The 22,917-nt window shown below is 68.3% G+C and carries 20 protein-coding genes; 6 read left to right on the plus strand and 14 right to left on the minus strand.

The genetic code is table 11. The features are described 5' to 3' along the window. Window positions 1-75: 75 nt before the first annotated feature. Entirely contained in the window at window positions 76-1,596 is a 1,521-nt protein-coding gene (locus ACFWPH_RS21760; RefSeq protein ID WP_378753742.1) for a hypothetical protein, read from the minus strand. Window positions 1,597-1,774: 178 nt separating this feature from the next. Beyond that, window positions 1,775-2,161 (minus strand): hypothetical protein, encoded by a 387-nt coding sequence (locus tag ACFWPH_RS21765; protein ID WP_378753744.1) that lies wholly within the window; start codon window positions 2,159-2,161, stop codon window positions 1,775-1,777. Window positions 2,162-2,387: 226 nt separating this feature from the next. Here ACFWPH_RS21765 and ACFWPH_RS21770 point away from each other — a divergent pair, with 226 nt between their 5' ends. After that, window positions 2,388-3,317: an alpha/beta hydrolase gene (locus tag ACFWPH_RS21770; RefSeq protein ID WP_378753746.1), complete on the plus strand. Its 930-nt coding sequence runs from the start codon at window positions 2,388-2,390 to the stop codon at window positions 3,315-3,317. Here the strand turns inward: ACFWPH_RS21770 and ACFWPH_RS21775 are convergent. From ACFWPH_RS21775 to ACFWPH_RS21785, 3 genes are all read right to left on the minus strand, one after another. After that, window positions 3,306-3,905: a TetR/AcrR family transcriptional regulator gene (locus ACFWPH_RS21775; protein ID WP_378753748.1), complete on the minus strand. Its 600-nt coding sequence runs from the start codon at window positions 3,903-3,905 to the stop codon at window positions 3,306-3,308. The genes ACFWPH_RS21770 and ACFWPH_RS21775 overlap by 12 nt on opposite strands. A 219-nt stretch (window positions 3,906-4,124) precedes the next feature. Beyond that, window positions 4,125-5,657, minus strand: coding sequence for an acyl-CoA synthetase (locus tag ACFWPH_RS21780; protein ID WP_378753749.1), 1,533 nt, complete (start codon window positions 5,655-5,657; stop codon window positions 4,125-4,127). A gap of 253 nt (window positions 5,658-5,910) precedes the next feature. Then, window positions 5,911-6,768: an alpha/beta fold hydrolase gene (locus ACFWPH_RS21785; protein WP_378753751.1), complete on the minus strand. Its 858-nt coding sequence runs from the start codon at window positions 6,766-6,768 to the stop codon at window positions 5,911-5,913. Between the two features lie 308 nt (window positions 6,769-7,076). Here ACFWPH_RS21785 and ACFWPH_RS21790 point away from each other — a divergent pair, with 308 nt between their 5' ends. Next, window positions 7,077-8,621, plus strand: coding sequence for an acyl-CoA synthetase (locus ACFWPH_RS21790; protein ID WP_378754248.1), 1,545 nt, complete (start codon window positions 7,077-7,079; stop codon window positions 8,619-8,621). 79 nt (window positions 8,622-8,700) lie between these two features. On the opposite strand, the gene ACFWPH_RS21795 is transcribed toward ACFWPH_RS21790, so the two are convergent. The 6 genes from ACFWPH_RS21795 to ACFWPH_RS21820 all read right to left on the minus strand — a co-directional run bounded on the left by ACFWPH_RS21795 (window position 8,701) and on the right by ACFWPH_RS21820 (window position 14,560). After that, entirely contained in the window at window positions 8,701-9,339 is a 639-nt protein-coding gene (locus ACFWPH_RS21795; protein ID WP_378753753.1) for an alpha/beta fold hydrolase, read from the minus strand. Next, window positions 9,336-10,037 (minus strand): cysteine hydrolase family protein, encoded by a 702-nt coding sequence (locus ACFWPH_RS21800; RefSeq protein ID WP_378753755.1) that lies wholly within the window; start codon window positions 10,035-10,037, stop codon window positions 9,336-9,338. The genes ACFWPH_RS21795 and ACFWPH_RS21800 overlap by 4 nt, the downstream gene beginning before the upstream one ends. Beyond that, a complete protein-coding gene (locus ACFWPH_RS21805) occupies window positions 10,034-11,347 on the minus strand; it encodes a cytosine permease (RefSeq protein WP_378753757.1) in 1,314 nt (437 codons plus the stop codon). Before ACFWPH_RS21805 ends, ACFWPH_RS21800 begins: the two co-directional genes overlap by 4 nt. Beyond that, window positions 11,344-12,402, minus strand: a complete 1,059-nt coding sequence (locus ACFWPH_RS21810; protein WP_378753759.1) for a ring-opening amidohydrolase — start codon at window positions 12,400-12,402, stop codon at window positions 11,344-11,346. The genes ACFWPH_RS21805 and ACFWPH_RS21810 overlap by 4 nt, the downstream gene beginning before the upstream one ends. Further along, window positions 12,399-13,724 (minus strand): nucleobase:cation symporter-2 family protein, encoded by a 1,326-nt coding sequence (locus ACFWPH_RS21815; RefSeq protein WP_378753761.1) that lies wholly within the window; start codon window positions 13,722-13,724, stop codon window positions 12,399-12,401. Before ACFWPH_RS21815 ends, ACFWPH_RS21810 begins: the two co-directional genes overlap by 4 nt. Window positions 13,725-13,894: 170 nt before the next feature. Further along, a complete protein-coding gene (locus ACFWPH_RS21820) occupies window positions 13,895-14,560 on the minus strand; it encodes a GntR family transcriptional regulator (RefSeq protein ID WP_378753763.1) in 666 nt (221 codons plus the stop codon). A 486-nt stretch (window positions 14,561-15,046) separates the two neighbouring features. Here ACFWPH_RS21820 and ACFWPH_RS21825 point away from each other — a divergent pair, with 486 nt between their 5' ends. After that, on the plus strand, window positions 15,047-15,412 hold the full coding sequence (locus ACFWPH_RS21825) for a hypothetical protein (protein WP_378753765.1): 366 nt from the start codon (window positions 15,047-15,049) through the stop codon (window positions 15,410-15,412). Between the two features lie 31 nt (window positions 15,413-15,443). Here the strand turns inward: ACFWPH_RS21825 and ACFWPH_RS21830 are convergent, their stop codons facing one another. Both ACFWPH_RS21830 and ACFWPH_RS21835 read right to left on the minus strand, forming a co-directional pair. Continuing rightward, complete coding sequence (locus ACFWPH_RS21830) at window positions 15,444-16,265, minus strand: class I SAM-dependent methyltransferase (RefSeq protein WP_378753767.1); 822 nt, start codon at window positions 16,263-16,265, stop codon at window positions 15,444-15,446. A 68-nt stretch (window positions 16,266-16,333) separates the two neighbouring features. Beyond that, entirely contained in the window at window positions 16,334-17,479 is a 1,146-nt protein-coding gene (locus tag ACFWPH_RS21835) for an LLM class flavin-dependent oxidoreductase (protein ID WP_378753769.1), read from the minus strand. A gap of 231 nt (window positions 17,480-17,710) precedes the next feature. Here ACFWPH_RS21835 and ACFWPH_RS21840 point away from each other — a divergent pair, with 231 nt between their 5' ends. Then, complete coding sequence (locus tag ACFWPH_RS21840; RefSeq protein ID WP_378753771.1) at window positions 17,711-18,928, plus strand: acyl-CoA dehydrogenase family protein; 1,218 nt, start codon at window positions 17,711-17,713, stop codon at window positions 18,926-18,928. Beyond that, window positions 18,925-20,388 (plus strand): LLM class flavin-dependent oxidoreductase, encoded by a 1,464-nt coding sequence (locus tag ACFWPH_RS21845; protein WP_378753773.1) that lies wholly within the window; start codon window positions 18,925-18,927, stop codon window positions 20,386-20,388. The genes ACFWPH_RS21840 and ACFWPH_RS21845 overlap by 4 nt, the downstream gene beginning before the upstream one ends. 52 nt (window positions 20,389-20,440) lie before the next feature. Here the strand turns inward: ACFWPH_RS21845 and ACFWPH_RS21850 are convergent, their stop codons facing one another. After that, window positions 20,441-20,947 carry a GAF domain-containing protein gene (locus ACFWPH_RS21850; RefSeq protein ID WP_378753775.1) on the minus strand — a complete coding sequence of 169 codons (507 nt, stop codon included), beginning with the start codon at window positions 20,945-20,947 and terminating at the stop codon, window positions 20,441-20,443. A gap of 151 nt (window positions 20,948-21,098) precedes the next feature. Between ACFWPH_RS21850 and ACFWPH_RS21855 the strand changes: the two genes are divergently transcribed. Next, a complete protein-coding gene (locus ACFWPH_RS21855) occupies window positions 21,099-22,472 on the plus strand; it encodes a styrene monooxygenase/indole monooxygenase family protein (protein ID WP_378753777.1) in 1,374 nt (457 codons plus the stop codon). Window positions 22,473-22,917 lie beyond the last annotated feature (445 nt).

The raw sequence follows: 22,917 nt of genomic DNA on the forward strand, positions 1-22,917 counted from the left end.
TTCGGCGGCCGAGACGAGTCTCACCAAGCGGTCGCTAGGGTATCGGGGTGACCCCGGCTACATGCGGCTGGGCGTTCAGGCGCCGCCCGGCCGTTTCGCCCCCGGACCACGGAAACACAGCACCTGATCGCCGTAGCCGGCCAGCGGCCGCGCCTCGGCGGCCTGCCGGATACCGCTGGCGGGCAGCTCGGTGAGCTTCGCGAACATGGTCGCGTTACCGAAGGCCGAACGGATCTGCGTCTCCGAGGCGTAATCGGCGCCGTAATCGGCGAGCTTGCCGAAATCCAGTGGCGCCAGCGGAGTATCGAGGGCCACCGGCTCCGCGGGCCGCCCGAGCGCGGCGTACTGGGTGGCCGCGCCCTGTTCGTACCAGCACAGCTCGTAGGCCAGGCTCTCGGTACTGGTCACACTCATCACCGGCCACTGCCGCGAAAGACTGCGAGCCAACGGATTCTTCGCCACCGGCGTGAGCTCCCATTTCAGGCTCTGCACCGCGACCCAGCTCCCCGACCGCCGCTCGATCAGCACGATATCCTCCCCGAGTTCGGGGGTCGCGTTCATCTGCGGGTCCCGGGTGCCCCAATGGGCCTTGTCCACGCCGTACGCGGTGTTGATATCCACCAGCTCCGCGCCCGCCTCGGTGTAGGCCGCGATGATCGCCGCCCGCACCTGCGATAAGGCATCCGGTGCCGAACACAGCACACCGAGCGCACCGAACGAGGAACCGATCTCCACCGGTTTGGCCGGTTGCTCCGGCATCGCCCCCGCCACCAGCGGTTTCAACCCGACCAGCGCCAGATTCCAGTTGATCTCCTCGATGGTCGCCAGATCACCGGCGCTCTGATAGAGGATCTGCTGCTGGGTCAGATAACCGGCGCGCTCCAGCGTGCGGCATTCGAGTTTGCGCAGCGCGGACTGGGTTTTGCCGGTGAAACCGATCTCCTCGATTTTCATCGCCCGCAGCCGAGCGGCCATCTCCGGGGTGGTGAGCGCGGTATAGCGCTCGCGGTACATGGCCACCGCCTGTTTCCGCTGCCGGCCCACCATCAGGGTGCGCAGCAGAGTGTTCAAGGTGGCGAGGTATTTCCGGGACTGATCCGGATCCGCCGCGAAGAGACCGGCGCGGATCCGCACGGCCTCGTCGGTCGCCACAACGGCCGCGCCGGGGTCCAGCCGGCACAGCCATACACCGCATTTCGACAGGCTGTCCGCGCAGGCGCCCGCCGCATTCGGATGATCGTGCGCTACCTGCGTATAGGCGTTGCAGGCGTCGCGGATGGTCGCGGTGGCGAGTTCGCGGTGCCCGATCTCGCGGGCCGCCTGCTCCAGCAGCCGCAGCGTGTCCTGTACCTCGTTGGCGAACTGCGCGGTGACCCGGCCGGCGGTGAACCAGCGCAACCGGATCATCACCGCTTCCTGCGCGGGTTCGAGTGCCCCGGCCACCCGGTTACGTATCGAACCATCGGTTTTGGTGGCCAGATACGCGGCGGCGAGTTCGGACAGGCTGGTGGCCAGCTGTAATTCGGTTTCCGGTGTGCGGTCCCGGGCCGCGATCCGGTCGGTGGCCACCCGGCCCTCGATGGCGATCAGATCCATCGCGATCTCAATTCCCGCATCACCTTCCGCGCACGGTCCTCGCGACCCCATCGAGTCGCGTGGCCGTCATCCGAGCATTCCTCGAAAGTCTGCCACAGGTACCGCTCGATCAGCAGGCCTACCGGGACTCTTACCGGAACCAGGTGCCCGGCGCGGTCGAATCCGGAGGTGCGCCCGGTCAGTCCGCGGGGATCGTGGTGGCGCCGATACCGAGATAGAACAGCATGATCAGGAACAGGAACCAGCCCGCGCCCTGCCAGATCGGCCAGGTACCACCGCGCCGCCATACCCGGATCGTCTCCACGAACGCCCCGATACCACCCAGGAACAGCAGCACACCGGGACCGAACAGGACCGCCACCTGGGATGGCGTATCGCAGAGCAGCGAATCGGCGTCCCGGCACTGCGCCGTGGCCGACCAGATGGCGGTACCGGCGCAGACCAGCGCGGCAACCCCCAGCACCGCCAGTGTGTAGCGCACAGCCCGCCGGAAGCCTCCCCGGTCGCCGGTCCAGCGCTTTTCCACATCGTTGATATTCGACCGCTTTTCCGCGTTATCGGCCATCGTCACGCTCTCCTGCCCGCTCGTCACCGGACCGGTCCCGTCGCCCGCGGTATTGCCCGGATCGAGCGCGGCAAACGTCGCCCCGCCGGCCCACGGGGCCCCGGCCGGACGCCGACCCGGAGCTGAGCAACTCCCCGATACGGCTGCATCAGCGCAGTTCAGACCGTATAAGGACGGCTGTCGAAAGCGAGTTGTGGGGTATGCCCGGCTCCCCGAGGCTGGAGATATGAACGCACAAGCGCACCGCGCGTACGCCGAGTTCCTTCCCGATCCCTACCGGTCCGATTCGGTCGCCGAACCGGTCTCCGAATGGTGGGAGTGGCGGGGTCGCCGCGTCCATATGCTGCGCGCGGCAGTGCCCGAGGCTCCGGTACGGATCCTGGCGATCCACGGCGCCGGCGGTCACTCGGGGCTGCTCTGGCCGGCGGTGGCGCTGGGTCTGCGGGAGAACGTCGATGCCACGGCCGTCGACCTCCCGCTGTACGGGCAGACCATCGAACCCGATCCGGCCGGGGTGCGCTACGGCGAGTGGGTCGACCTGCTGTGCGATCTGGTGCACGCCCGGGCCGCGGCGGACGACCGGCCGCTGGTGCTGTTCGGCGCGAGTATGGGCGGGATGCTGGCCTACGAGGTCGCCGCACGCACCGGCGCGGTAGCGCACGTCGTGGCGACCTGCCTGCTGGACCCCACCGCCCCGGGGGCGCCCGCCGCCTTGACCCGATGGAACCTGCCCGGCCGGTCGGGCCCGCGCCTGCTGCGGTGGATCGACCCGGTCTGCGGCCGGCTCCGCGTACCCATCCGCTGGATCACCCATATGGACAAGATGAGCCTCGACCCCGGCCTGTCACGGCTGTGCGCGACCGATCCGCTGGGCGGCGGCACCAGGGTCCCGCTCGGCTTCCTCCGAAGTTTCGTGGACTATCGGCACACACCGCCGGAGGACTTCACCGCCGCCCCGATCACACTGGTCCACCCCGCCGCGGACCAGTGGACGCCACCCGAGCTGAGTATCCGTTTCCTCGAACGGATTCCCGGCCGGCGCGAAACCGTGCTGCTGGACAACTGCGGGCATTTTCCCGTCGAAGAACCGGGAATCGCGCAGCTGGCCACGGCTCTGCGCGCGATCCTCGCCGAAGTGGGCGGCTCAGGGGGCTGATACCGGCGGCGCCAACCGCTCCACCACCGCCATCAGGTCGTCCGTGGTCATCGGGTACCGAGCATTCACCCGGTGCACCTGCGCATCGATCGTGTGCACCAGCAGGCGCGCGGTCGGCGCCGGGTCGGCGCCACCGCGACCGCAGCGGCGGAGGTGATAGGCGAGTTCGTTCGCGAGATGATCCTCGAAGGCGTGCATCACCGCCAGCTCACCCGCCTCGCGCAACGCCATCCGGTGCATCAGGGCGTGCAATCCCGGACGGTCGCGGTGCAGATCGACGACCACGTCCAGCACTCGGCGCAGCGCCGGCTCGAACGGCGGCTCGGCGGCGCGCACCTCGTCCAGTACGGCGCCCAGGCGGGTAGCCGCCTCGGTGACATGCCGCCGGGCCAGCGCGTGCAGAATCGCCTGCTTGTCCGGGAAGTACTGGTACAGCGTGCCTATCGAGGTGCCGGCCCGCTCGGCGATGTGGTTGGTGGTGGTGGCCAGGCCGTCGCGCCCGAACAACTGCGCCGCCGCTTCCAGCAGGGTGTCGACGGTGAAACGCGATCTGCCCTGCCGAGGCGACCGCCGTACTCCGTGGCTCATGGGCGCAAACACCCGGAAGTCACGTACGCGGTGACGGCGCGTCGGCCGACCGGCATGGGCATTTGTGTTCTCCGGTGTCGGGCATTGGGGTCGCCGCCGATTATCCGGCACCGGGGGCCCGCCGTACAGAGGTGCGAGCAACCGCCCCACCGCTCCTACGAACTCCAGGAGCCAGGTGGCCGGTACCGGAGACCTACTCGGTACTCGACGGCCGGGGTCTTACAGGTATTGGGCGCGGAGTTTGCCCTTGACCAGCTTCCCGGTGGGGGTGCGGGGGAGTTCGCCGGCGAAATCGACCGTACGCGGGACCTTGTATCCCGCGATACGGGCGCGCAGGTAGTCGCGGAGTTCCGCGGCGAATCCGGGGCCGGGTTCGGCGCCGGGGGCCGGTTGCACCACGGCCTTCACCGATTCGCCCATCTCCTCGTCCGGGACGCCGATCACGGCGACATCGAGAACCTTCGGATGCAGGGCGAGGGCGTCCTCGATCTCCTGCGGATAGATGTTCACACCACCGGAGATGATCATGAACGCCTTACGGTCGGTGAGAAACAGGAAACCGTCCTCGTCGATGTAGCCGATATCGCCGGTGGTGGTCCAGGTCGGATGCTGCGGGTGGATCGCCTGCTCGGTTTTCGCCGCATCGTTGTGGTAGGTGAACGGGACTTCCTCGCGTTCGAAATAGATCGTGCCGATCTCGCCCGCCGGCAGTTCCGCACCGTCGTCGCCGCAGATCCGCACCGCACCCAGCCCGGCCGGACCCACCGACCCCGGTTTCCGCAACCACTGTTCGCTGTCGATGAAGGTGGCGCCGTTGCCCTCGGTGGACGCGTAGTACTCGTGCAGCACCGGCCCCCACCAGTCGATCATCTTCTGTTTGACCTCGACCGGGCACGGCGCGGCAGCATGGACCGCCACCCGCAGGCTCGAAACGTCGTAGCGGGCGCGGACGGCCTCGTCGAGTTTCAGCATCCGGACGAACATGGTCGGAACCCACTGACTGTGGGTGACGCGGTAGCGCTCGATGGCCGCCAAGGCCTCTTCGGCGTCGAAACGTTCCAGCACCACCAGCGTCCCGCCGAGGGCATGCACCACGCCCCCGAACCGCAGCGGCGCCGCGTGATACAGCGGAGCGGGGGACAGGTAGACCGTCTCGGTATCGAATCCGTAGAGCGGCCCGAAAACGGCGGTGTAGGTATCGCCGGGCGGATCGCCGACCTGCCGGTCCGGCAGCGGATGTTTGATGCCCTTCGGCCGCCCGGTGGTCCCGGAGGAGTAGAGCATATCGGCGCCGCGGGGCTGATCGGCCAAAGGTTCGGCGGAAGTGCCGGCCAGCGCTTCCTCATAGGATCCGTGTCCTTCGACCTCGCCGCCGAAGGCCAGCCGGATCTCCACGCCCGGCGTCTCCTCGATGATCTTCTCGGCGGCCTCGCGCAGACCGGCCGACGCGATGAGCGCCCGCGCCCCGCAGTCGTTGACGATATAGCTGATCTCGCTCGGCGACAGATGCCGGTTCACGGCGGTGATGTAAAGCCCGGATCGCAACGCCGCCCAGTACACCTCGTACACCTTCGGATCGTTCCCGGACAGCAGCGCGAGGTGGTCGCCCTTGCGCAGACCCGCCTCGTGGAGGTGCCGGGCGAGGCGGACGGAATTGTTCTCCAGCTCCCGATAGGTCAGCGTCTCACCGGTCTCGGCGAGGATTACGGCCGGTTTATCAGGGAAACGATCGACATGCGCGCCGGGATACATGCTGCTCCTCTACGGAAACGTTGCGATCGGTGCACCGACCGCCGAGCCGATACCGGGACCGCCGCCGCGCCGCGGCGCAAGCCCCACCGGACATTCGCCCGGCCAGCGCGACACTAGCGGAAAGTGAACCGTGATTCGGTCAGTACGCCGAAACTCATCGGTGCGGTCCGGCTTTCGCGAAATCCGGCGGCCGACGATCTCCCCGGGCCGACACCGCGCGGTCGATTACGCGCAATATCGGCACAGGCGTCGGTTACTGGGGTTCGTCGAGGAAGGCGATGGCCAGGCTGTTGAAGAATTCGGGCCGTTCACCTTGTACCCAGTGCCCCGTGGCGGCCGGTAGGTACACATCGCAGTGCGGGATCCGGCGGGCGAGCATATGCGCCCCCGAGGGGCGGTTCACCCGGTCCTCCGCGCCCCAGATCACCAGCGTCGGATGCGGGATCCGGCGCAGTCGGGGATCGCGGGTGAGGTCCATCCGCAAGAGGGTGCGCGGGGCGGACCGTCCCGAGGGCCGGCGGAGCGGCGGATTCGCGACGACCTCGGGATCCAGGCTCGCCCGATAGCGGTTGTCGATCATCTCGTCGGTGATGGTGCGCGCGTCGTGCACGAGGTATTCGCGCATGAAGGTGGCGAGCTTCTCGCGGCCGGGACCGGCGCCGCCGTAGTAGGCGAGCAGCGCCCGTAAGCCCGCGGTCGGCAACGCTCGGGTGGTGCCGATACCGCCGGGAGCCAGCAGAACCAGCCGGTCGACCGTGTCCGGCGAGTCCGTGGCCATCCGCAAGGCCGCCGCCCCACCGTAGGAATTGCCGACCACATGCGCGCTGCGCAACCCCAGCGCGTCCAGCAGCCCGGTCATGGCCGCCGCCAGGTCGCCGAAGGGGTCGGATCGGTCCAGGTACTTGCTCGACCGCCCGTACCCGGGCATATCCGGGACGATCACCCGGAACCGGCGGGCCAGCGCATCCACATTGTGGGCGTACGCAGCCTGCCCCGAGGCACCGGGGCCGCCGCCGTGCAACATCAGTACGGCGGGTCCCGAACCGGATTCGGCGTAGTAGATCTCCCGGTCGCCGACCCGCACCGTTCGCCCGCCCGCGGTCTCCGTCACGTTCGACCTCCTCCTCGGCGGATTCTGCGGACAACGCTACGGAATGTGGGGGAAAGACCTGGGGTGGGGACGGTGAACACGCATAGGTAGGTTCGGCGCCGCACGTCTCCGCCGCACCGACCTCGCCGATCCGTGGTGTGGACTACACCGCGGATCCTCGGTGGGTCTGGGCGCACGCCGTGCTTTTCGAATAATCGCCGCGCCGAAGCCCTCCGGTGGAGTACAACCGGATAAGGCGGTTTCGCCGGGGTGAGGACAGGCGTATGACGAACGAGCAGTATTCGGTCGAGTCCGCGGGGTCGGCGGAGATGACCCCCGGATGGCATGCGGAACGGGCACCGGATCGCCCGGCGATCATCATGGCGTCGAGCGGGGAGGTCGTCACCTACCGGGAACTGGAGCAACGGTCGATCCGCGGCGCCCGGGCTCTGCGCGCACGCGGACTGAACACCGGTGACCATATCGCGATCCTGATGGAGAACAACCGTCAGTTTCTCGAAACAGCCTGGGCGGCGCAGCGGTCGGGGCTGTACTACACGGCAGTCAACTGGCATCTCACCGCCGGTGAAGTGCAGTACATCCTGGACGACTGCGGCGCCACCGCGCTGATCGCCGGCGCGACCATGGCGGACGTGGTCGCGGACCTGGATCTGTCGCGCATCCCGGTGCGGATAGCGGGGACGGGTGCGCTGCCCGGCTTCGAGCGCTACGACGAGGTGCTGGCCGCCGCATCCGCCGACCCGCTCGGTGCCGAAGAGTGCGAGGGCCGCGAAATGCTCTATTCCTCGGGCACGACCGGGCGGCCGAAGGGAATCCGCAAACCGCTACCGGCCACTCCACTGGGCGATCCGTCCGCCGCGCCGGTGCAGATCGCCCGTGGCCTGCTGGTGAGTGGAGCGACGCAGGACGCGGTATACCTCTCGCCCGCGCCGCTGTATCACGGTGCTCCGCTGGTGTTCTCGATGTCATGGCACCGGCTCGGCGCCACCGTCGTCGTCATGGAACGCTTCGATGCCCGGCAGTGCCTGGAACTGATCGAGCGCCACCGCATCACCCACACGCAAATGGTGCCGACCATGTTCGTGCGCATGCTCCGGCTGCCGCCCGCCGAACGCGACCGCTACGACACCTCCAGCCTGGTGGACGTCGTCCATTCCGCCGCACCGTGCCCGGTCGTGATCAAACAGCAGATGCTGGACTGGTGGGGACCGATCATCGCCGAGTACTACTCGGGCACCGAGGATGTCGGTAATACCTACATCACCGCCCGGGAATGGCTGGACCATCCGGGTTCGGTGGGCCGGCCGGCCCAGGAATGCCATATCGGCGGCGAGGACGGCGCGGAACTCCCGCCGGGGGATGTGGGCGTCGTGTACTTCGACGGTGGCCGCCCGTTCGAATACCACCACGATCCGGCGAAAACCGCCGCGGCCGCCCACCCGAACGGCTGGCGAACCCTCGGGGATATGGGCTATCTGGATGCCGACGGCTACCTCTACCTGACCGACCGGCAAGCCCACATGATCATCTCCGGGGGCGTCAACATCTATCCCCAGGAAGCCGAGAACATTCTCGCCGCGCACCCAGCGGTAGCGGATGTGGCGGTGATCGGTGTCCCGGACGAGGAGATGGGGGAGGCGGTGAAGGCGGTGATCCAACCGGCCGACCCGGCCACCGCGAGCGATGCCCTGGCCGCCGACCTCATGGTTTTCTGCCGTACCGAACTGGCGGCCTACAAATGCCCGCGCTCGGTCGATTTCACCGCCGAACTCCCCCGCGACCCGAGCGGCAAACTCTACAAGCGCCGCCTCCGCGAGTTGTATTGGAAGGACCACGACAACCTGATCATCTGATCCGGGTCCGATAGGGGGAGGCCCTCGGTGCTGGTTCCTGGGCGTTCAACTGGGAACATGTGCAGGTCCACAGTGGAGTTCAGCGTTCGTGCGACGCTGTGGTCCGGGCCACTTCGACCTCGCCGGCCAACCGGCGCGGTGATTCCAGGTGCACAGCGTGGCCCACACCGGGTAGTACGTGCCATTCGGTTCCGAGTGCTGCGGTGAGATCCCGCACCGATCGGTGCCGCGCCGGGGAGGATTGCCGGCCCACGGTCAGCGTGATCCGCTGCGCCAGTGGGCCGACCGGCCGGGGTTCGAAAGCGCGGAACATCGCCAGTTCGCCGGCGACCGTTTCGCGTGAGGCGGTGGTGAGTTCCGGTGTCCAGATCGGTCCGTAGAGCGCCCGCCCGAAACCGGCCACCCCGTCACGCCGGAACGCCGCCGCGACTTCGTCGAGTAATTCGGGTGCCAGTGAACCGGCGGCCGGTTCGTGCAGTAGCGCACCGGCGAACTCGACGCCCCGGGCCGCCAGCTCCAACCCGAGGGTGGCCCCGCCGCTGACCCCCACCACGAACGCCCCCTCGCACAACGGGGCGAGGGCGGCGATTTCGGTGTCCATATCCCCGGATTGCGGCCGATCGGGGCAGTGAACTTCCACGGACGGGCCGAGCGCGGCGACCGTCGCCGCCCACACCCGGCTGTCCGTGGCCACCCCGTGGATCAGCACGACCCTCATGCGGTGACGGACTGCTTACCGAGCGCGGCGAGCAATTGGCCGGAGGTGGCGACCGCGCCGAAGATCCCGCCCTGCATGGTTACCATGCTCAGCGCCGCGTCGTGATGCTTCCTCTCGGTGGCGCCGGTGCAATCGGAGAGCACCAGGCATTCGTAACCGCGGTCGTTGGCTTCGCGCATGGTGGTGTGCACGCAGACATCGGTGGTGATCCCGGTGAGGACGATGTGGGTGATCCCGGCACCGCGTAACAGCAGGTCGAGGTCGGTGGCGTAGAAGGCGCCTTTGCCCGGTTTGTCGACGATCGGTTCGCCGGGAATCGGGGCGACCTCGGGCACGATCTCCCAGCCCGGTTCACCGCGGACCAGGATGCGACCGCACGGGCCGGCACTGCCGATTTCGGCGCCGACCTGCGCGGACCGCCAGCGTTTGTTCGCCGGCAGGTCCGACAGATCGGGCCGGTGGCCTTCGCGGGTGTGGATAACGGTGAGGCCGAGTTCGCGGGCGGCCGCGAGTACCCGCGCGGTGGGTTCCAGACCTGCTCGGGTGAGCGCCAGGTCGTAACCCATCTGGTCGACGTAGCCGCCGGGGCCGCAGAAATCGGTCTGCCAGTCGATCAGCAGCAGTGCGGTGCGCGCCGGATCGATCGGGCCGTCGAAGGGCCAGGTGTAGGGCGCGGCGTCCACGGTGGTGATGGTCATGCGGGGATCTCCTTGTTGCTTCGCGCGGTGCGGATTGCGCAGAGGGTGAGGATGAGGGCGGCGGCCACGAAACCGATGACCGCATCGGATAGCCAGGGGGCGAACTCGTGGGTGATCAGGGCGGCGACGGCGCCACCGGCCCACGCGGTGAAGGCCGGCCAGTGCCAGCGGGTTTCGCGGTTCCCGGCGCCGAGGCCGAAACGGGGCAGAACCAGTTGGTCGAGAATGACAACCGCGCCGATCGGCGGCACGATCACCCCCAGCAGGTTGAGCCACTGCTCGAAGTACGACCAGATCCCGGCCACCGCGAGCACCACCCCGACCGCGCCGAGGATCAAGGTGAGCCGTCGCATCCTGCCACCGGAGAGCTGGCTCCAGCCCACGGCGCCGTTGTAGAGGCAGTGCGCGCATACCGAGCCCAGATTGATGAACACGAACGCCACCGCCAGCGGAACCAGCAGACCCCCGTGATCGACCAGCAAGCCGAGGAAATTCCCGCCGTCGGCGGCCGGATCGGCACTGCCGCCCAGTGCCACCACCAGGCCGCCGATCACCAGCGCGATCGAATTACCGACCGGGAACGCCGAAGCCGCGGCGAGGAAGGCTTCGCGGCCGTTGCGGGACCAGCGGGTGAAATCGGCGGTCATGGTGCCGGAGTCGATGAACGAGGCGATCACCAGCGTCACCGCGGCCCCGAAGCTCATGGCCGCCGCGCCCGCGCCGCCCTGATAGGAGGCGGGCGAACCGCCGCCGTCGGCGACGGCCAGACCGACCGCGACCAGCCCGAGTATCACGTAGACCGGTGCCGCGACCAGGCCGATCGCCGACAGCGCCCGGATCCCCAGCAGCGTGACCGCGATGAACGCGATACCGGCGGCGAGCGCGGTGAACTGCTCGTGCCAGCCGAGGGTGTCGTGCAGGATCGCCCCCGCCATCCCGGTCTGGAACGCGAACCAGCCGATGACGATGGTCGCCAGGAACGCCGACGGCAGGAAAGCGCCGGCCTTACCGAAACTTTCCGCGGCGGTGAGCGCGAAGTTCTTCCCGCTGCGTCCCGCAATCACGCTGAGCGCGCCGACATACAGCATCATGCAGATATTGCCCACGGCGATGGCGAGTAGACCGAGCCAGAAGCCGAGCGAATACACGATCAGCCCGCCGAAGATGGCGCAGGTCAGCACCATCGGGAAACCGAACCACACCGCGGATACCGAGCCGAGCCCGCGCCTGCGGTCGGCAGGCACCGGACGATCTTCGTATTCCTCTATCTCCCAGTTGGTTTCGGTATCGAAGGTGGTTGTGGTGCTCATAGCGCGGCGTTCCGATCGGGAGTGGGGAGTTCGTAGATCACGGTGATGCTGCCGCCGCCCGGCGGGCCCTGATGTTCCGCTCCGCCGGAGACGTACACGGCGCCATCGCCTTTGAGGGCGGCCAGCAGGCCACCGACCGCGGCCCGGGCGTGCCGGGTGGCGTTGATATCGGAATCGGTGAGCATGGTGTGGCGGAAGCCGCGCACGGAACCGGTGGGGTCGGCTTCGGCCTTGGCGAAGATCTGGCGCACGGTGCCGCCCTCGGCCGCGACCCGGTCCAGCAGTTGCTGCACCGAGGCGAGGTCGAGGGCATCGGTCATATGCCCGTGCACCGCGCGCAGCGGATTCGCGGCGGTGGGGCTCTCGGCGACCACCAGGATGTGGCAGTCGTCCAGTTCGGCGCCGGCGCTGGCGGACGCGCGGGCAGACCATACGCCGGCCCCTCCGCCGAGCGCGCCCAGTGCGGTCTGCCGATCGCATTCGCCCAGCGCGACAGCGATTCCCAGCGCGCTCGCCGCCCGGGAGAAGCCCATCGACGCGTAGGTGCCGGTCGCGACGGGGGATTGCCCGGCGGTGTGCAGCGCGGCAATGGTGGCCGAGGTGAGCAGCGGGCATTTCACCAGCACCAGGCGCACGTCGGTGGGTGTGACGCCGAGTTCGGCCAGCAGTTTCCCGACTGTATCGGCGACGGTGTCCACCTGTGCCGCGCGGCCGATCTCCGCCGGTTCGAGCGGGCGGCTGCGCCGGGCCCCCGCGACCAGGCCACGATCGAAACCCGGATGGTGCTTCTCGTCGCGGACGAACAGGTTCACATGCGGGCTCAGCACGCCCTCGGTGCCGCCGGAGAACACGGTGACCGCGGACTCCGGGATCCGCGGCTCCCATACCGCGGCGGCCAGGCCGCGGCTGAAATCGTTGACACAGCCGTTGCCTTCCGTTTTGCCGATCACCGACACGAGATCGATTGGTCGATAACCGGATTCGGCCAGCACTTCGAAAGGTGCAGTATCGCCGGGGTCGGCGGTGGGCACGGTCAGCAGGGCGATACCGGTCATACGGCGGTCTCCTCGGAGGTCCGGAGCAGATGGTTGAACAGCAGATTCAGGACGAATGCCACGATGACCGTGCTGGTGATCGCGCCCCCCGCGATGATCCGCACCGACGACGGCAGCCCCTCGTACACCTCCGGCGCGACCACCGGGATCATCCCGATCCCCATCGCCAGCGAGACCACGAGCAGGTTGTCGTTACGGGAATAGTCCACCCTGGCGAGCGTGGCGATACCGACGCCCGCGACCGTGGCGAACATGACCAGGCTCACCGACCCGATCACCGGCCCCGGCAGATTGGCCACCACCTCGCCCATCTTCGGCACCAGGCCCAGCGCCACCAGCAGGCCACCGGCCACGGCGACCGCACCCCGGCTCGCGACCCCGGTCATCCGCACCAGGCTGACGTTCTGGGCGAAGATCGTGTCCGGGAACGAGGTGAGGAACCCGGCCAGCACCGCCGAGACGCCGTCGGCGCTCAACCCGCGGGCGAGCTGCTTCTGGTCCAGCGGGCGGCCGAGATTATCGGCGGTGGCCATCAGGTAGGCGGTGGATTCGGTGAAGATCACCAGCATCACCAGGCACATCGAGATGATTCCGGCGAGGGGGAAGGTCGGGGTGCCGAACAGGAACGGGTTCGGCAGGCCGAACCAGTCGGCACTGCCCACGGCGCTGAAATCGGTGAGCGAGAGCGCGGCCGCGGCGAGTGTGCCCAGCACCAGCGCGATCAGGACCGCCGACTGCGCGACGAGCCCGCGCCCGTACTTCATCAGGGCGATGATCGTGAGGACCACTCCCGCCGCCAGCGCCAGCGGCGCACCACCCGCCGGTTCGTCGCCGAAGGTCATGGATACGGCCTTGCCGATCAGCGACAGCCCGATCATGGTGACCGCCGCCCCGCGCACCATCGGCGGGAAGAACCGCACCAGCTTGGCGAACGGCACCGCGACCAGCACCCCGAAGATCCCGGCCGCGATCATCGCGCCGTACACCGCGGACAGGCCGTATTCCTCACCGATCAGGATCATCGGCGTCACCGCCGTGAACGAGGCCCCCGCCACCACCGGCATCCGCGCCCCCAGCAGTTTCCCGATACCGAGGGCCTGCACGAGCGTGATGACACCGGCGACCAGCAGGTCGGCGTTCACCAGTGTCGCGATGGTAGAGGTGTCCAGGCCCAGCGCGGCACCGAATACGAGCGGCACCGCGACGCAGCCGGTGTACATGACGAGCACATGCTGGACACCGAAAAGCGCTGTGCGCCAGAAGGGGAGCGGGGGAGCGGGTGGTAGCGGCGGCGAGTGGGTCGGGGCGGCGTCGGTGGACATAGGACCTGGCCTCGGGCAGAAGAAACAAGCAACACCTGAATTTGTATACAAATCACATTTCGGTGATGTTGCTCAACGTTCCATTGCCGTGAACACTCCAGGATGGAGTTTGTTGCGCCGCTATCTTGTATACAAGAAGCGCTGTCCGGGTGGCTGCGAACTGCCCGGGATCATATCGGCGTGCTGTCCGGGTCCAGATCCATGAGGAGGTCCTCGTCCCGGGCGATGTGCTCGTCCATCAGGTAGCCGGCCTGCGCTGGAGAGCCGTTGAGAATCGCTTGCGCAATCGCTGCGTGATCACTCCAGGAGATGTGGGTCCGGGTATCGAGCCGCTGGCCGAAGATCCACGAAACCCGCTCGAGTATCTGCTCCAACATGACCTGCAACTGCTGATTACCCGATGCCTCGGCCACCAGTCTATGGAAACGCAGAGTCAACGCCGGTAGGTCGTCGTGGGCGTGCTGAAGATCCGCCGCCCGCCCGAGCTCCACCGCCCGCGCCAACTCGCCGGCCGCGGCGCCGCCCCGGTTCCGCGCTGCCAGCTGCGCGGCGAGTACCTCCAGCCCCCGCCGGATCTGCACCAGCTCCCGGGCCGCCGAACCGGACGGCGCGGACACCGTCGCCCCGCGATAGCGAACGAGCGTGACGAAACCTTCGCTCTGCAACTGCGACAGTGCCTCACGCACCGGGATCCGCGAGACCCCGAACCGCTCGGCGAGGTCGACCTCGCGCAAGCGATCCCCGGGGGAGAGCCGGCCGGCGAGAATATCCTCCCGCAGCGCGTCCGCCACTGTCGCGCGCGGCGAGGCCCGGTTGCTGTCCTGCGATTCGCTCACAGGACGAGCCTATTGGTGTTCGCGGCGGCCTCCTCTCCCGCGGCGCCGCAGTGTCAGCAACCGCCACCTCCGCCACCTCCGCCGCCCCCACCTCCGCCACAGCCGCCGCCGCTCCCCGATCCGCCGCCGCCTCCTCCTACGGACCAGCCACCGGTACTGCCCCCGGATCGGCGGCGCCGACGACGTTTGCGTTGGCGAAATTCCGAAACGAGAACCCAAACAAATGTGATCGCCATCAGCGAGGACACGATCAAGAAATAGAACTCCATACTCCACGGTAATTGTGAAAGACGTTGCTGTGCCAGGAATCTTGTTCGTCGATGCGGGCTACGAAGCAGGTAACCGGAGCGGAGCGGCGCTCCGCCGGGGGGAGAGAACAGGGACCGGTGTCGGATGGCGCGACGTGTCGCTCCCTGTTCGTAACGGCCCACGGTAGAAAGTCGATGGTCAGGCGACAGTGAAGCAACGTGGGAGACGGGATTTCATATGAAAAGCACGACAATGGTCGCCGCACGTACTCTCGTCGCCGCCGTCGCGGTTTCGGGTTTCGCCACCGTGCTCGGCGCCGGGGCGGCTCAGGCCGCACCGCAGGATTGTAACGTCACCCGGGATCTGGTCGGCGCATCGGCGACCTGCCACGACGACGGCCCCGCCGGTCGGGAGTACGCCCTGATCGTCGAGTGTTTCGGCCTGCACGGCGTGCCCAACGCCTTTCCACTCATGGCCATCGGCCCCTACCAGGGTTCGTGGAGTGGTTCCTTCGGGCCGTCCGGCCACGGCACGGCCTCCTGCCTGGGACCGATGAGTATCGGGACCGCGACGAACGCCTACGTCACGATCTACCGGGACTGAGCCATAACGGCCACCACGGCGTGTGCAGTGTTCACCCGAGTGGCGTGGTTTCGAAGAGGTTCAGTTTGTAGGTGGTGACCGGCGGCGGGAAGATTGCCCGCATCATTTTCATGCCCAGCCGGTAGCGCAGGGGCCAGGTGCGGGCGACGGCCGGTTGGGGTGAGGCGAAGGTCCGGGATTCGAGCAGGCGGACGCCGTGCGGCTCCAGAACACCGGGGTCGTCGCAGATCCATTCCATGCGTGCGGACACCTGTGTGAAGACCGGGTTGCGGTCCTGGGTGCTCATCATCGCCTTGCCGCCGGTGTCCAGGACCAGCCGGCTGCCCGGGAAACCCTTCGCCAGCTGTGCCAGGGTTGCGTGCACGGTGCCGGCCGGGAAGTACAGCAGCACCGCTTCGCTCAACAGGAACACCGGTCCGCCGGGCTCGCGGACCTGTTCGAACCAGTCGTCCTCGAGGATGGAGCCCTCGATCATCGTGTACCGGTCGCTGTCGGAGAAGAACTTGCGGCGCAGAGCCATGGTGTCGGGCAGGTCGAGGTCGAACCAGTGCAGCCGGCCGTTGTCGAGGCGGTCGAAGCGGGTGGACAGGCCGCAGCCGAGATCGACGACGGTGGCGTCGGGGTGTTCGGCCAGATAGCTGCGGAGGTATCCGTCGAAGATCGACGCGCGCAGGACCGACCCCGCCAGGGAGGGGCCGCGGAATTTCGCGAAGTCGTAGTCGATCGCGGCGACCAGTTCGATGGCCCTGGTGTCGCGGAGAATACTGCCCGGCCGCCCGGCATCCTGCGCGCGACCGTACAGCGGAATCAACAGGGTCTCTTGGACCTCACCGAGCGATATCGCCTCACCCACCCGCTCAACGTAACCCGTTCCCGCCGAAAACGGTGAGCTACGTCGGGCGGGTGGGGAGGCGGGGTGATTCAGCTGGTGGAGGTGGTGGCGAAGGGGGTGCCGACAGGAGCGGCGGCGCGGTCTGCCGACCGGCGCCACAGGCCTCGCTTCTCCAGGATCGGCAGCACTCCTTCGCCGAACCAGTACGCCTCCTCGACGTGCGGGTACCCGGACAGGATGAAATGTGTGATCCCGAGCCGGGAGTATTCGATGAGCCGTTCGGCCACTTCCTGATGCGAGCCGACGAGCGCGGTGCCCGCGCCGCCGCGGACCAAGCCGACGCCCGCCCACAGATTCGGGGCGATCTCCAGCCGGTCCGTGCTGCCGCCGTGCAGGTCGAGCATGCGGCGCTGTCCTTCGGATTCGCTGCGCGCCAGATTGTTCTGCACGCGTTCGATATCGGCTGGGTCGATGCCCTGCAGCAGGCGATCGGCTTCGGCCCAGGCCTCCTCGGAGGTGTCGCGGGTGATCACGTGCAGGCGGATACCGTAATCGAGTTCCCGGCCGCGCCCGGCGGCCAGGCCGCGGATCCAGTCCAGTTTCCGGCCGACCGCGAGGAGCGGTTCACCCCAGGTCAGATAGGTGTCGGCGTATTCAGCGGCGACCGGGCCCGCCGGGCCGGAGGAACCACCGAAGAACACCGGCGGCACCGGATCGGGGTGGTTGTTCAGCAGCGCGTTCTGCACCTGCAGATGTTTACCTTCGAAGCTGAACGGTGCGCGCGACTCCCACAGTTCGCGCACGATGTGCAGGAATTCGCCGGTGCGTTCGTAGCGCTGTTCCTTGTCGAGAAAATCGCCGAAGGCGCGCTGTTCGTGTGGTTCGCCGCCGGTCACCACGTTGAGCAGCAGCCGGCCGCGGGAATGCCGCTGGAAGGTGCCGGCCATCTGGGCGGCGAGGGTGGGGCTCACCAGACCGGGCCGGAACGCGACCAGGAACTTCAGAGTTTCGGTGGTCTCCACGAGCATGGCGGTGGCGAGCCAGGCGTCCTCGCACCAGGCGCCGGTGGGAGTGAGTACCGCCTCGAACCCGTTCTCCTCGGCCGCACCCGCGACCTGGTTCAGGTAGCGCAGTGAGGCGGGGCGGTCGCCGGACATGGCTGTGCCATGACCCCCGGCGACCAACCCGCGCGAATCGCCGTAGGTGGGCAGGAACCAGTGGAACGACAAGCTCATTCGTAATCCTCGGTAGGCGCGGGCGGTCGGGTGCGCGGTCGATCCCCTCTCCGTGGGCGGTGTCGCCGGCGGGCAGCCGGCCGGGGCGAGGATCGGGCCGATCGTCGATCTTGGCCGGTCGGCGACGGACTGTCACCGGTTCGGATCGACCGGATTATTAGCCCGGAGGTTGTTTCGATCCCGGTGCGCGAAACCGGTGAGCAGAACCCTGCTGCCGGGTGATCGTGAGCTATGACCTCCACCGCGGCGAAAGCCGCTTCCGATGCCGATCTGGACGCCGTATTCGCCCCGATCTTCGCCGATATCGCGGCGGGCGCGGTCGCGCGCGAAACCGATCGCCGGCTCGCCCACGACGAAGTGCGGCGGTTACGCGCCGCGCGGTTCGGTGCCCTGCGGGTGCCGGTCGAATCCGGCGGGTTCGGCGCGAGCGTCCGGCAACTGTTCCGGCTGCTGATCGACCTCGCCGCCGCCGATTCCAATCTCCCACAGGCATTGCGGGTGCATTTCGCGTTCGTCGAGGATCAGCTGCTGGCCGAGCCCGGGCCTGCGCGCGAGCGCTGGCTGCGGGCGGCGGCGCAGGGGGCGCTGGTGGGGAATGCGATCACCGAGCCCGGCGCCGGCGCAGTGGACGGCTACCGCACCAGGCTGACCCCCGCCGAAGCGGGATGGCTGCTCAACGGCACCAAGTACTACAGCACCGGTTCGCTGTATGCCGACCATATTCTCGTGGCCGCCGACAGGGACGGGGAGCGGGTCGCGGTGCTGGTCGACGCCACCGCCGAGGGGGTGCGGCAGCACGACGACTGGGACGGATTCGGGCAGCGGCTCACGGCCAGCGGCACCACCGAGTTCACCGATGTCGCGGTCCCGGCCGACCGGGTGCTGGGACCGGGCTACGGTGTCGCGGGACCCACTTATTCGACGGCCTACCTGCAGCTCGTGCAGCTCGCGGTACTGGCCGGTATCGCGCAGCGCGCCGAAGCGGACACCCGCGAATGGGTTGCCGGACGCCGCCGTGGCTACACCCATTCCGCCGCGGACCTGCCCCGCCACGATCCGCTGGTGCAGCAGGTGATCGGCCGGCTTTCGGCCGCCGCTTTCAGCGCCCGCGCCAGTGTGCTGGCGGTCGCCGATGTCCTCGACGCGGTACTCGCCACCGGGGCTCGCGAGGAAAAGGAACTGGTCGAGGTCGAACTGGCCGCGGCGCATGCGCAGTTGGGGGTGATCGACACCGTTCTTGCGGCTACCACCCAGCTGTTCGAGGTGGGCGGTGCCTCCATCATCTCGGAGGGCATACGCCTGGACCGGCACTGGCGTAACGCCCGCACCGTATCGGTGCACAACCCGGCCATCCAGAAAGCCCGCGCCATCGGCGACCATCTGCTCAACGGCACCCGGCTCCCATTCGCGTGGAGCGCGGGCGAACGCACGGAAGGAACAGTTCGATGACCCGGCGCATCCGGTTCAACGCCTTCGATATGAACTGCGTCGCGCATCAGTCGCCCGGACTGTGGCGGCACCCGGACGATCAATCACACCGATACAAGGAACTGAGTTACTGGACCGGATTGGCGGCCCTGCTGGAGCGCGGACGGTTCGACGGGCTGTTCATCGCCGATGTACTCGGCACCTACGACGTGTACGGCGGTGACGACCGTGCCGCACTGCGGCAGGGTGCGCAGGTTCCGGTGGCGGATCCGCTGCTGCTGGTATCCGCTATGGCGGCGGCGACCGAGCATCTCGGATTCGGGGTCACCACCGGGACCGGCTTCGAACATCCGTATCCGTTCGCGCGGCGGTTGTCCACGCTCGATCACCTGACCGGCGGGCGGGTCGGCTGGAACGTGGTTACCGGGTACCTGCCTTCCGCCGCCAGGAATTTCGGCGCCGGGGACCAGCGCGACCACGATGACCGGTACGACCACGCCGACGAGTACCTGGAGGTTCTCTACAAATTGTGGGAAGGGTCCTGGGCGGACGATGCAGTGGTCCGCGACCCCGTGCGCAATATCTACGCCGACCCGGCGAAGGTGCACCACATCGGGCACACGGGCAAGCACTTCACCGTGCCCGGTGTGCACCTGTCGGAGCCGTCGCCGCAGCGGACACCCGTGATCTACCAGGCCGGTGCTTCGCCGCGCGGGGTGCGGTTCGCGGCCGAGAACGCGGAGGCGATCTTCGTCGCGGCACCGTCGAAACGGGTGCTGGCGCAGACGGTAACGAATATCCGCGACGCACTCGAGGCGGCCGGCCGCGCCAGGGACGCGGCCCGGATCTACGCCCTCGCCACCATCGTCACCGATAGCACCGACGACGCGGCCCACGCCAAACACGAGGAGTACCTGTCCTACGCCAGTGTGGAGGGCGGTCTGGTGTTCATGTCCGGCTGGATGGGAATCGACCTGTCCCGCTACGACCTCGACGATCCGATCGGCGAGGTACAGAGCAACGCCATCCGGTCGGCGGTGTCGGCGTTCCAGGAATTCGACGACGACGGCCGCGAATGGACGGTGCGCGATATCGGCCGCTGGGCGGGTATCGGCGGGATCGGGCCGGTGTTCGTGGGGTCGGGGGAGACGGTGGCGGACCGGTTGCAGGAATGGGCCGGGGAGACCGATGTGGACGGTTTCAACCTCGCCTACGCGATCACGCCCGGCACATTCGAAGATGTTGTGCGGTACGTGCTTCCGGTGCTCACCGAACGTGGCGCCTACCCGGACGAATACGTTGCGGGAACCCTGCGCAACGCATTGTTCGGCCGTGGCGACCGGCTCCCCGGCGAGCACCGGGGCGCCCGGTACCGGCTCGGCGGACCCGGATCCACGGTGCTGCCCGACGCGGTCTCGCGACGGCTGCACGAGGAGGTGGGCTCGACCCCGACGGGTTACGGCCGGTCCGATGCCAGGTGAACTGTGCGCAACTCGCCCCGGCAGCGACCCGACGGGAGTTGTCGGGTAGCGGTCAGTGTGTCGGGAGGTCCGTGTGTGGGAGCGAGTGCACGAAGACCTCCGCGACGGCTTCCAGGCCCTGGCGGTCGGTTTCGTCGAAGCGTGCGGGTTGCGGGCTGTCCACATCGAGTACGCCGATGAGGTCTCCGGAGTGCACCAGGGGGATGACGATTTCCGAGCGGGTATCGCCGTCGCAGGCGATATGGCCGGGGAAAGCGTGCACATCGGGAACCAGTTGGGTGCTGCGGGTCTGCGCGGCGGTGCCGCAGACGCCCTTGCCGTGGGGTATCCGGACACAGGCCGGTTTTCCCTGGAACGGCCCGACCACGAGTTCGTGACCATCGGAGAAGTAGAAACCGGCCCAGTTCACCTCCGGTAGCGAGTGGTAGAGCAGGGCGCTGAGGTTGGCGGCGTTGGCGATGGGGTCGGATTCACCCGAGACCAGCGCGGCGGCCTGCTCGCAGAGCTGCCGGTAGCGGTCCGTGCGGTCGCCCGTCAGCGGGACGAGGTCGAAGGTCATGGTCGGCGATGATAGACGGCCCGAATCGCCGATCAGTCGTGCCCGCACTGTGTGTGCAACGCGTAAATACCCACATAGCAATGGTTTCCGTCCTGGACTCGCGGTGAGCGTAACCCTGCACCCGCGTCGCCCGGCTCGCGACCATTGCGCCATGACTACCACGAACACCTCCACCCGCAAAGCCGCCGTGATCGGCGCCGGTCAGGCCGGTGTCACCGCGGCGCTCGGCCTGCTCGACGCCGGCTTCGTCGTCACCGTCTACAGCGAGCGCGATCAACGCGCGCTCCGCGACTCCGTACCCGCCACCGGAACCGCACTGATCTTCGGTGAGGCGCAGGCCGCCGAGGAAGCGCTCGGACTACCCACCTACCTCGACCGTGCACCGTTGCACAGCGGTTTGACCGTCCGGGTCGCCGGCGGCGGCGCGGAACTCATCGATTTCGACGGCGCCTTCGACGGTTTCCACGGACTCGCCGTCGACACCCGGTTGAAGGCCGACGAACGGCTCACCGAATTCCTCGAACGGGGTGGCCGCTTCGTCGTCGACACCGTCACCCCGGAGCGGCTCGACCCCATCGCCGCCGATAACGACCTCACCCTCGTCGCGACCGGTCGCGGTGGACTCTCCGGCCTGTTCGAGATCGACGAGACCCGCACCGTCTACGACGCACCACAGCGCAGCCTGCTGACCGTCACCGTCACCGGACTCGGGTACGACGAATCGGTGTTCGCGCACCGCAGCCCGGCGGGCGGCGGCCGCAGTGGTTTCTCCATCGTGGCCGAACAGGGCGAAGGCTGGTGGGGGCCGTACCTGCACAAGGACGCTGGTCCGAGCTGGGCGTTCCTCGGCTGGGCACGGCCGGGCAGCGACTGGGAGAAGCGGTTCGCCGCCGCCGACTCCGCGGAATCGGCGCATCGCATCGTCACCGACCTCTACCGCAACTACCTCGACTGGGACCTGCCCGAGGTACTCGCCACGGAGGTGATCGCCGAGGACCCGCACTCCTGGCTGAAAGGCGCTGTCCGGCCGCTGTTCCGGCGCGGTGTAGGCCACACCGCGGGCGGGCATCCGGTCGCCGCGCTCGGCGATACCGCCGTCGCCTACGACCCGATCGCGGGCCAGGGCGCGCAGAGCGGCCTCATCCAGGCACAACGCCTGGTCGCCGCGGCAGCAGCTCATGAGGGTGCGTTCGATACCGCGTGGATCACCGCGCAGTACGAGGCGTTCCTGGAGTTCCGCGCCGAGGACGCGGCAAAGGTCACCAGGCTGTTCCTCAGCGATCCCGAATTCGCCGAAATCGGCAATCAGTTCTTCGCCGCAGCCGCCGTCGATCCGCGGTTCGCATCCGCGCTTGTGAGCACACTGCACCGCCCACAAGCGGCGCATTCGGTGAACTCGGTAGCGGACGCGCACGAACTCATCGCGGCGGTCACCGGCGAGGATGCGGCCACCGTGCTGAGCCGGTTCCAGCCCGCGGGCCGGTTCAGCCGGTCGCAGTACAGTCCGGCCGCGACCACAGCCTGACCGCGAATCGCCTGCCCGCCGGCGATGAGTTTTCCGGCTCGCAGGTGTCGGAGGCCCGCAGTGGGTAATGGGTTCCCCTGCTGGACAGTGTCCGCCGCCGCTGCCCGGCGGGGCCGGGACATCCAGACCCGGTCGGCCTGCGGTCGCGGTGCCTTGGTTGCCCGCTGGTGGGTGATGGATCGTTCGCCGGGCGGTGTTCGCCGCGGCTGCCCGGCGGTGTCGGGTCGTCCGGCGGCCCGGTCGGTCTGCGGTGGTCGCGGTGCCTTGGTTGCCCGCTGGTGGGTGATGGATCGTTCGCCGGGCGGTGTTCGCCGCCGCTGACCGGCGGCTCCCGGGCCCTCCGAGGCCCGGGGTGGCGCGCGGTCGCAGCCGGTCGCAAATGAGGGATCCAGCCGTCGGAAGCTGGGTGCGACCGGCTGCGCCGAGTGCTGCGTGCGACAGCACA

The organism is Nocardia sp. NPDC058499 (genome assembly GCF_042719915.1).
Classification (GTDB): Bacteria; Actinomycetota; Actinomycetes; order Mycobacteriales; family Mycobacteriaceae; genus Nocardia.

Bases quoted from the DNA above. Each gene is read 5' to 3' on its own strand.
- ACFWPH_RS21760 (WP_378753742.1), bottom strand. From the start codon at position 1,596: ATGGATCTGATCGCCATCGAGGGCCGGGTGGCCACCGACCGGATCGCG.
- ACFWPH_RS21765 (WP_378753744.1), bottom strand. From the start codon at position 2,161: ATGGCCGATAACGCGGAAAAGCGGTCGAATATCAACGATGTGGAAAAG.
- ACFWPH_RS21770 (WP_378753746.1), top strand. From the start codon at position 2,388: ATGAACGCACAAGCGCACCGCGCGTACGCCGAGTTCCTTCCCGATCCC.
- ACFWPH_RS21775 (WP_378753748.1), bottom strand. From the start codon at position 3,905: ATGAGCCACGGAGTACGGCGGTCGCCTCGGCAGGGCAGATCGCGTTTC.
- ACFWPH_RS21780 (WP_378753749.1), bottom strand. From the start codon at position 5,657: ATGTATCCCGGCGCGCATGTCGATCGTTTCCCTGATAAACCGGCCGTA.
- ACFWPH_RS21790 (WP_378754248.1), top strand. From the start codon at position 7,077: ATGACCCCCGGATGGCATGCGGAACGGGCACCGGATCGCCCGGCGATC.
- ACFWPH_RS21795 (WP_378753753.1), bottom strand. From the start codon at position 9,339: ATGAGGGTCGTGCTGATCCACGGGGTGGCCACGGACAGCCGGGTGTGG.
- ACFWPH_RS21800 (WP_378753755.1), bottom strand. From the start codon at position 10,037: ATGACCATCACCACCGTGGACGCCGCGCCCTACACCTGGCCCTTCGAC.
- ACFWPH_RS21805 (WP_378753757.1), bottom strand. From the start codon at position 11,347: ATGAGCACCACAACCACCTTCGATACCGAAACCAACTGGGAGATAGAG.
- ACFWPH_RS21810 (WP_378753759.1), bottom strand. From the start codon at position 12,402: ATGACCGGTATCGCCCTGCTGACCGTGCCCACCGCCGACCCCGGCGAT.
- ACFWPH_RS21815 (WP_378753761.1), bottom strand. From the start codon at position 13,724: ATGTCCACCGACGCCGCCCCGACCCACTCGCCGCCGCTACCACCCGCT.
- ACFWPH_RS21825 (WP_378753765.1), top strand. From the start codon at position 15,047: ATGAAAAGCACGACAATGGTCGCCGCACGTACTCTCGTCGCCGCCGTC.
- ACFWPH_RS21835 (WP_378753769.1), bottom strand. From the start codon at position 17,479: ATGAGCTTGTCGTTCCACTGGTTCCTGCCCACCTACGGCGATTCGCGC.
- ACFWPH_RS21840 (WP_378753771.1), top strand. From the start codon at position 17,711: ATGACCTCCACCGCGGCGAAAGCCGCTTCCGATGCCGATCTGGACGCC.
- ACFWPH_RS21845 (WP_378753773.1), top strand. From the start codon at position 18,925: ATGACCCGGCGCATCCGGTTCAACGCCTTCGATATGAACTGCGTCGCG.
- ACFWPH_RS21850 (WP_378753775.1), bottom strand. From the start codon at position 20,947: ATGACCTTCGACCTCGTCCCGCTGACGGGCGACCGCACGGACCGCTAC.
- ACFWPH_RS21855 (WP_378753777.1), top strand. From the start codon at position 21,099: ATGACTACCACGAACACCTCCACCCGCAAAGCCGCCGTGATCGGCGCC.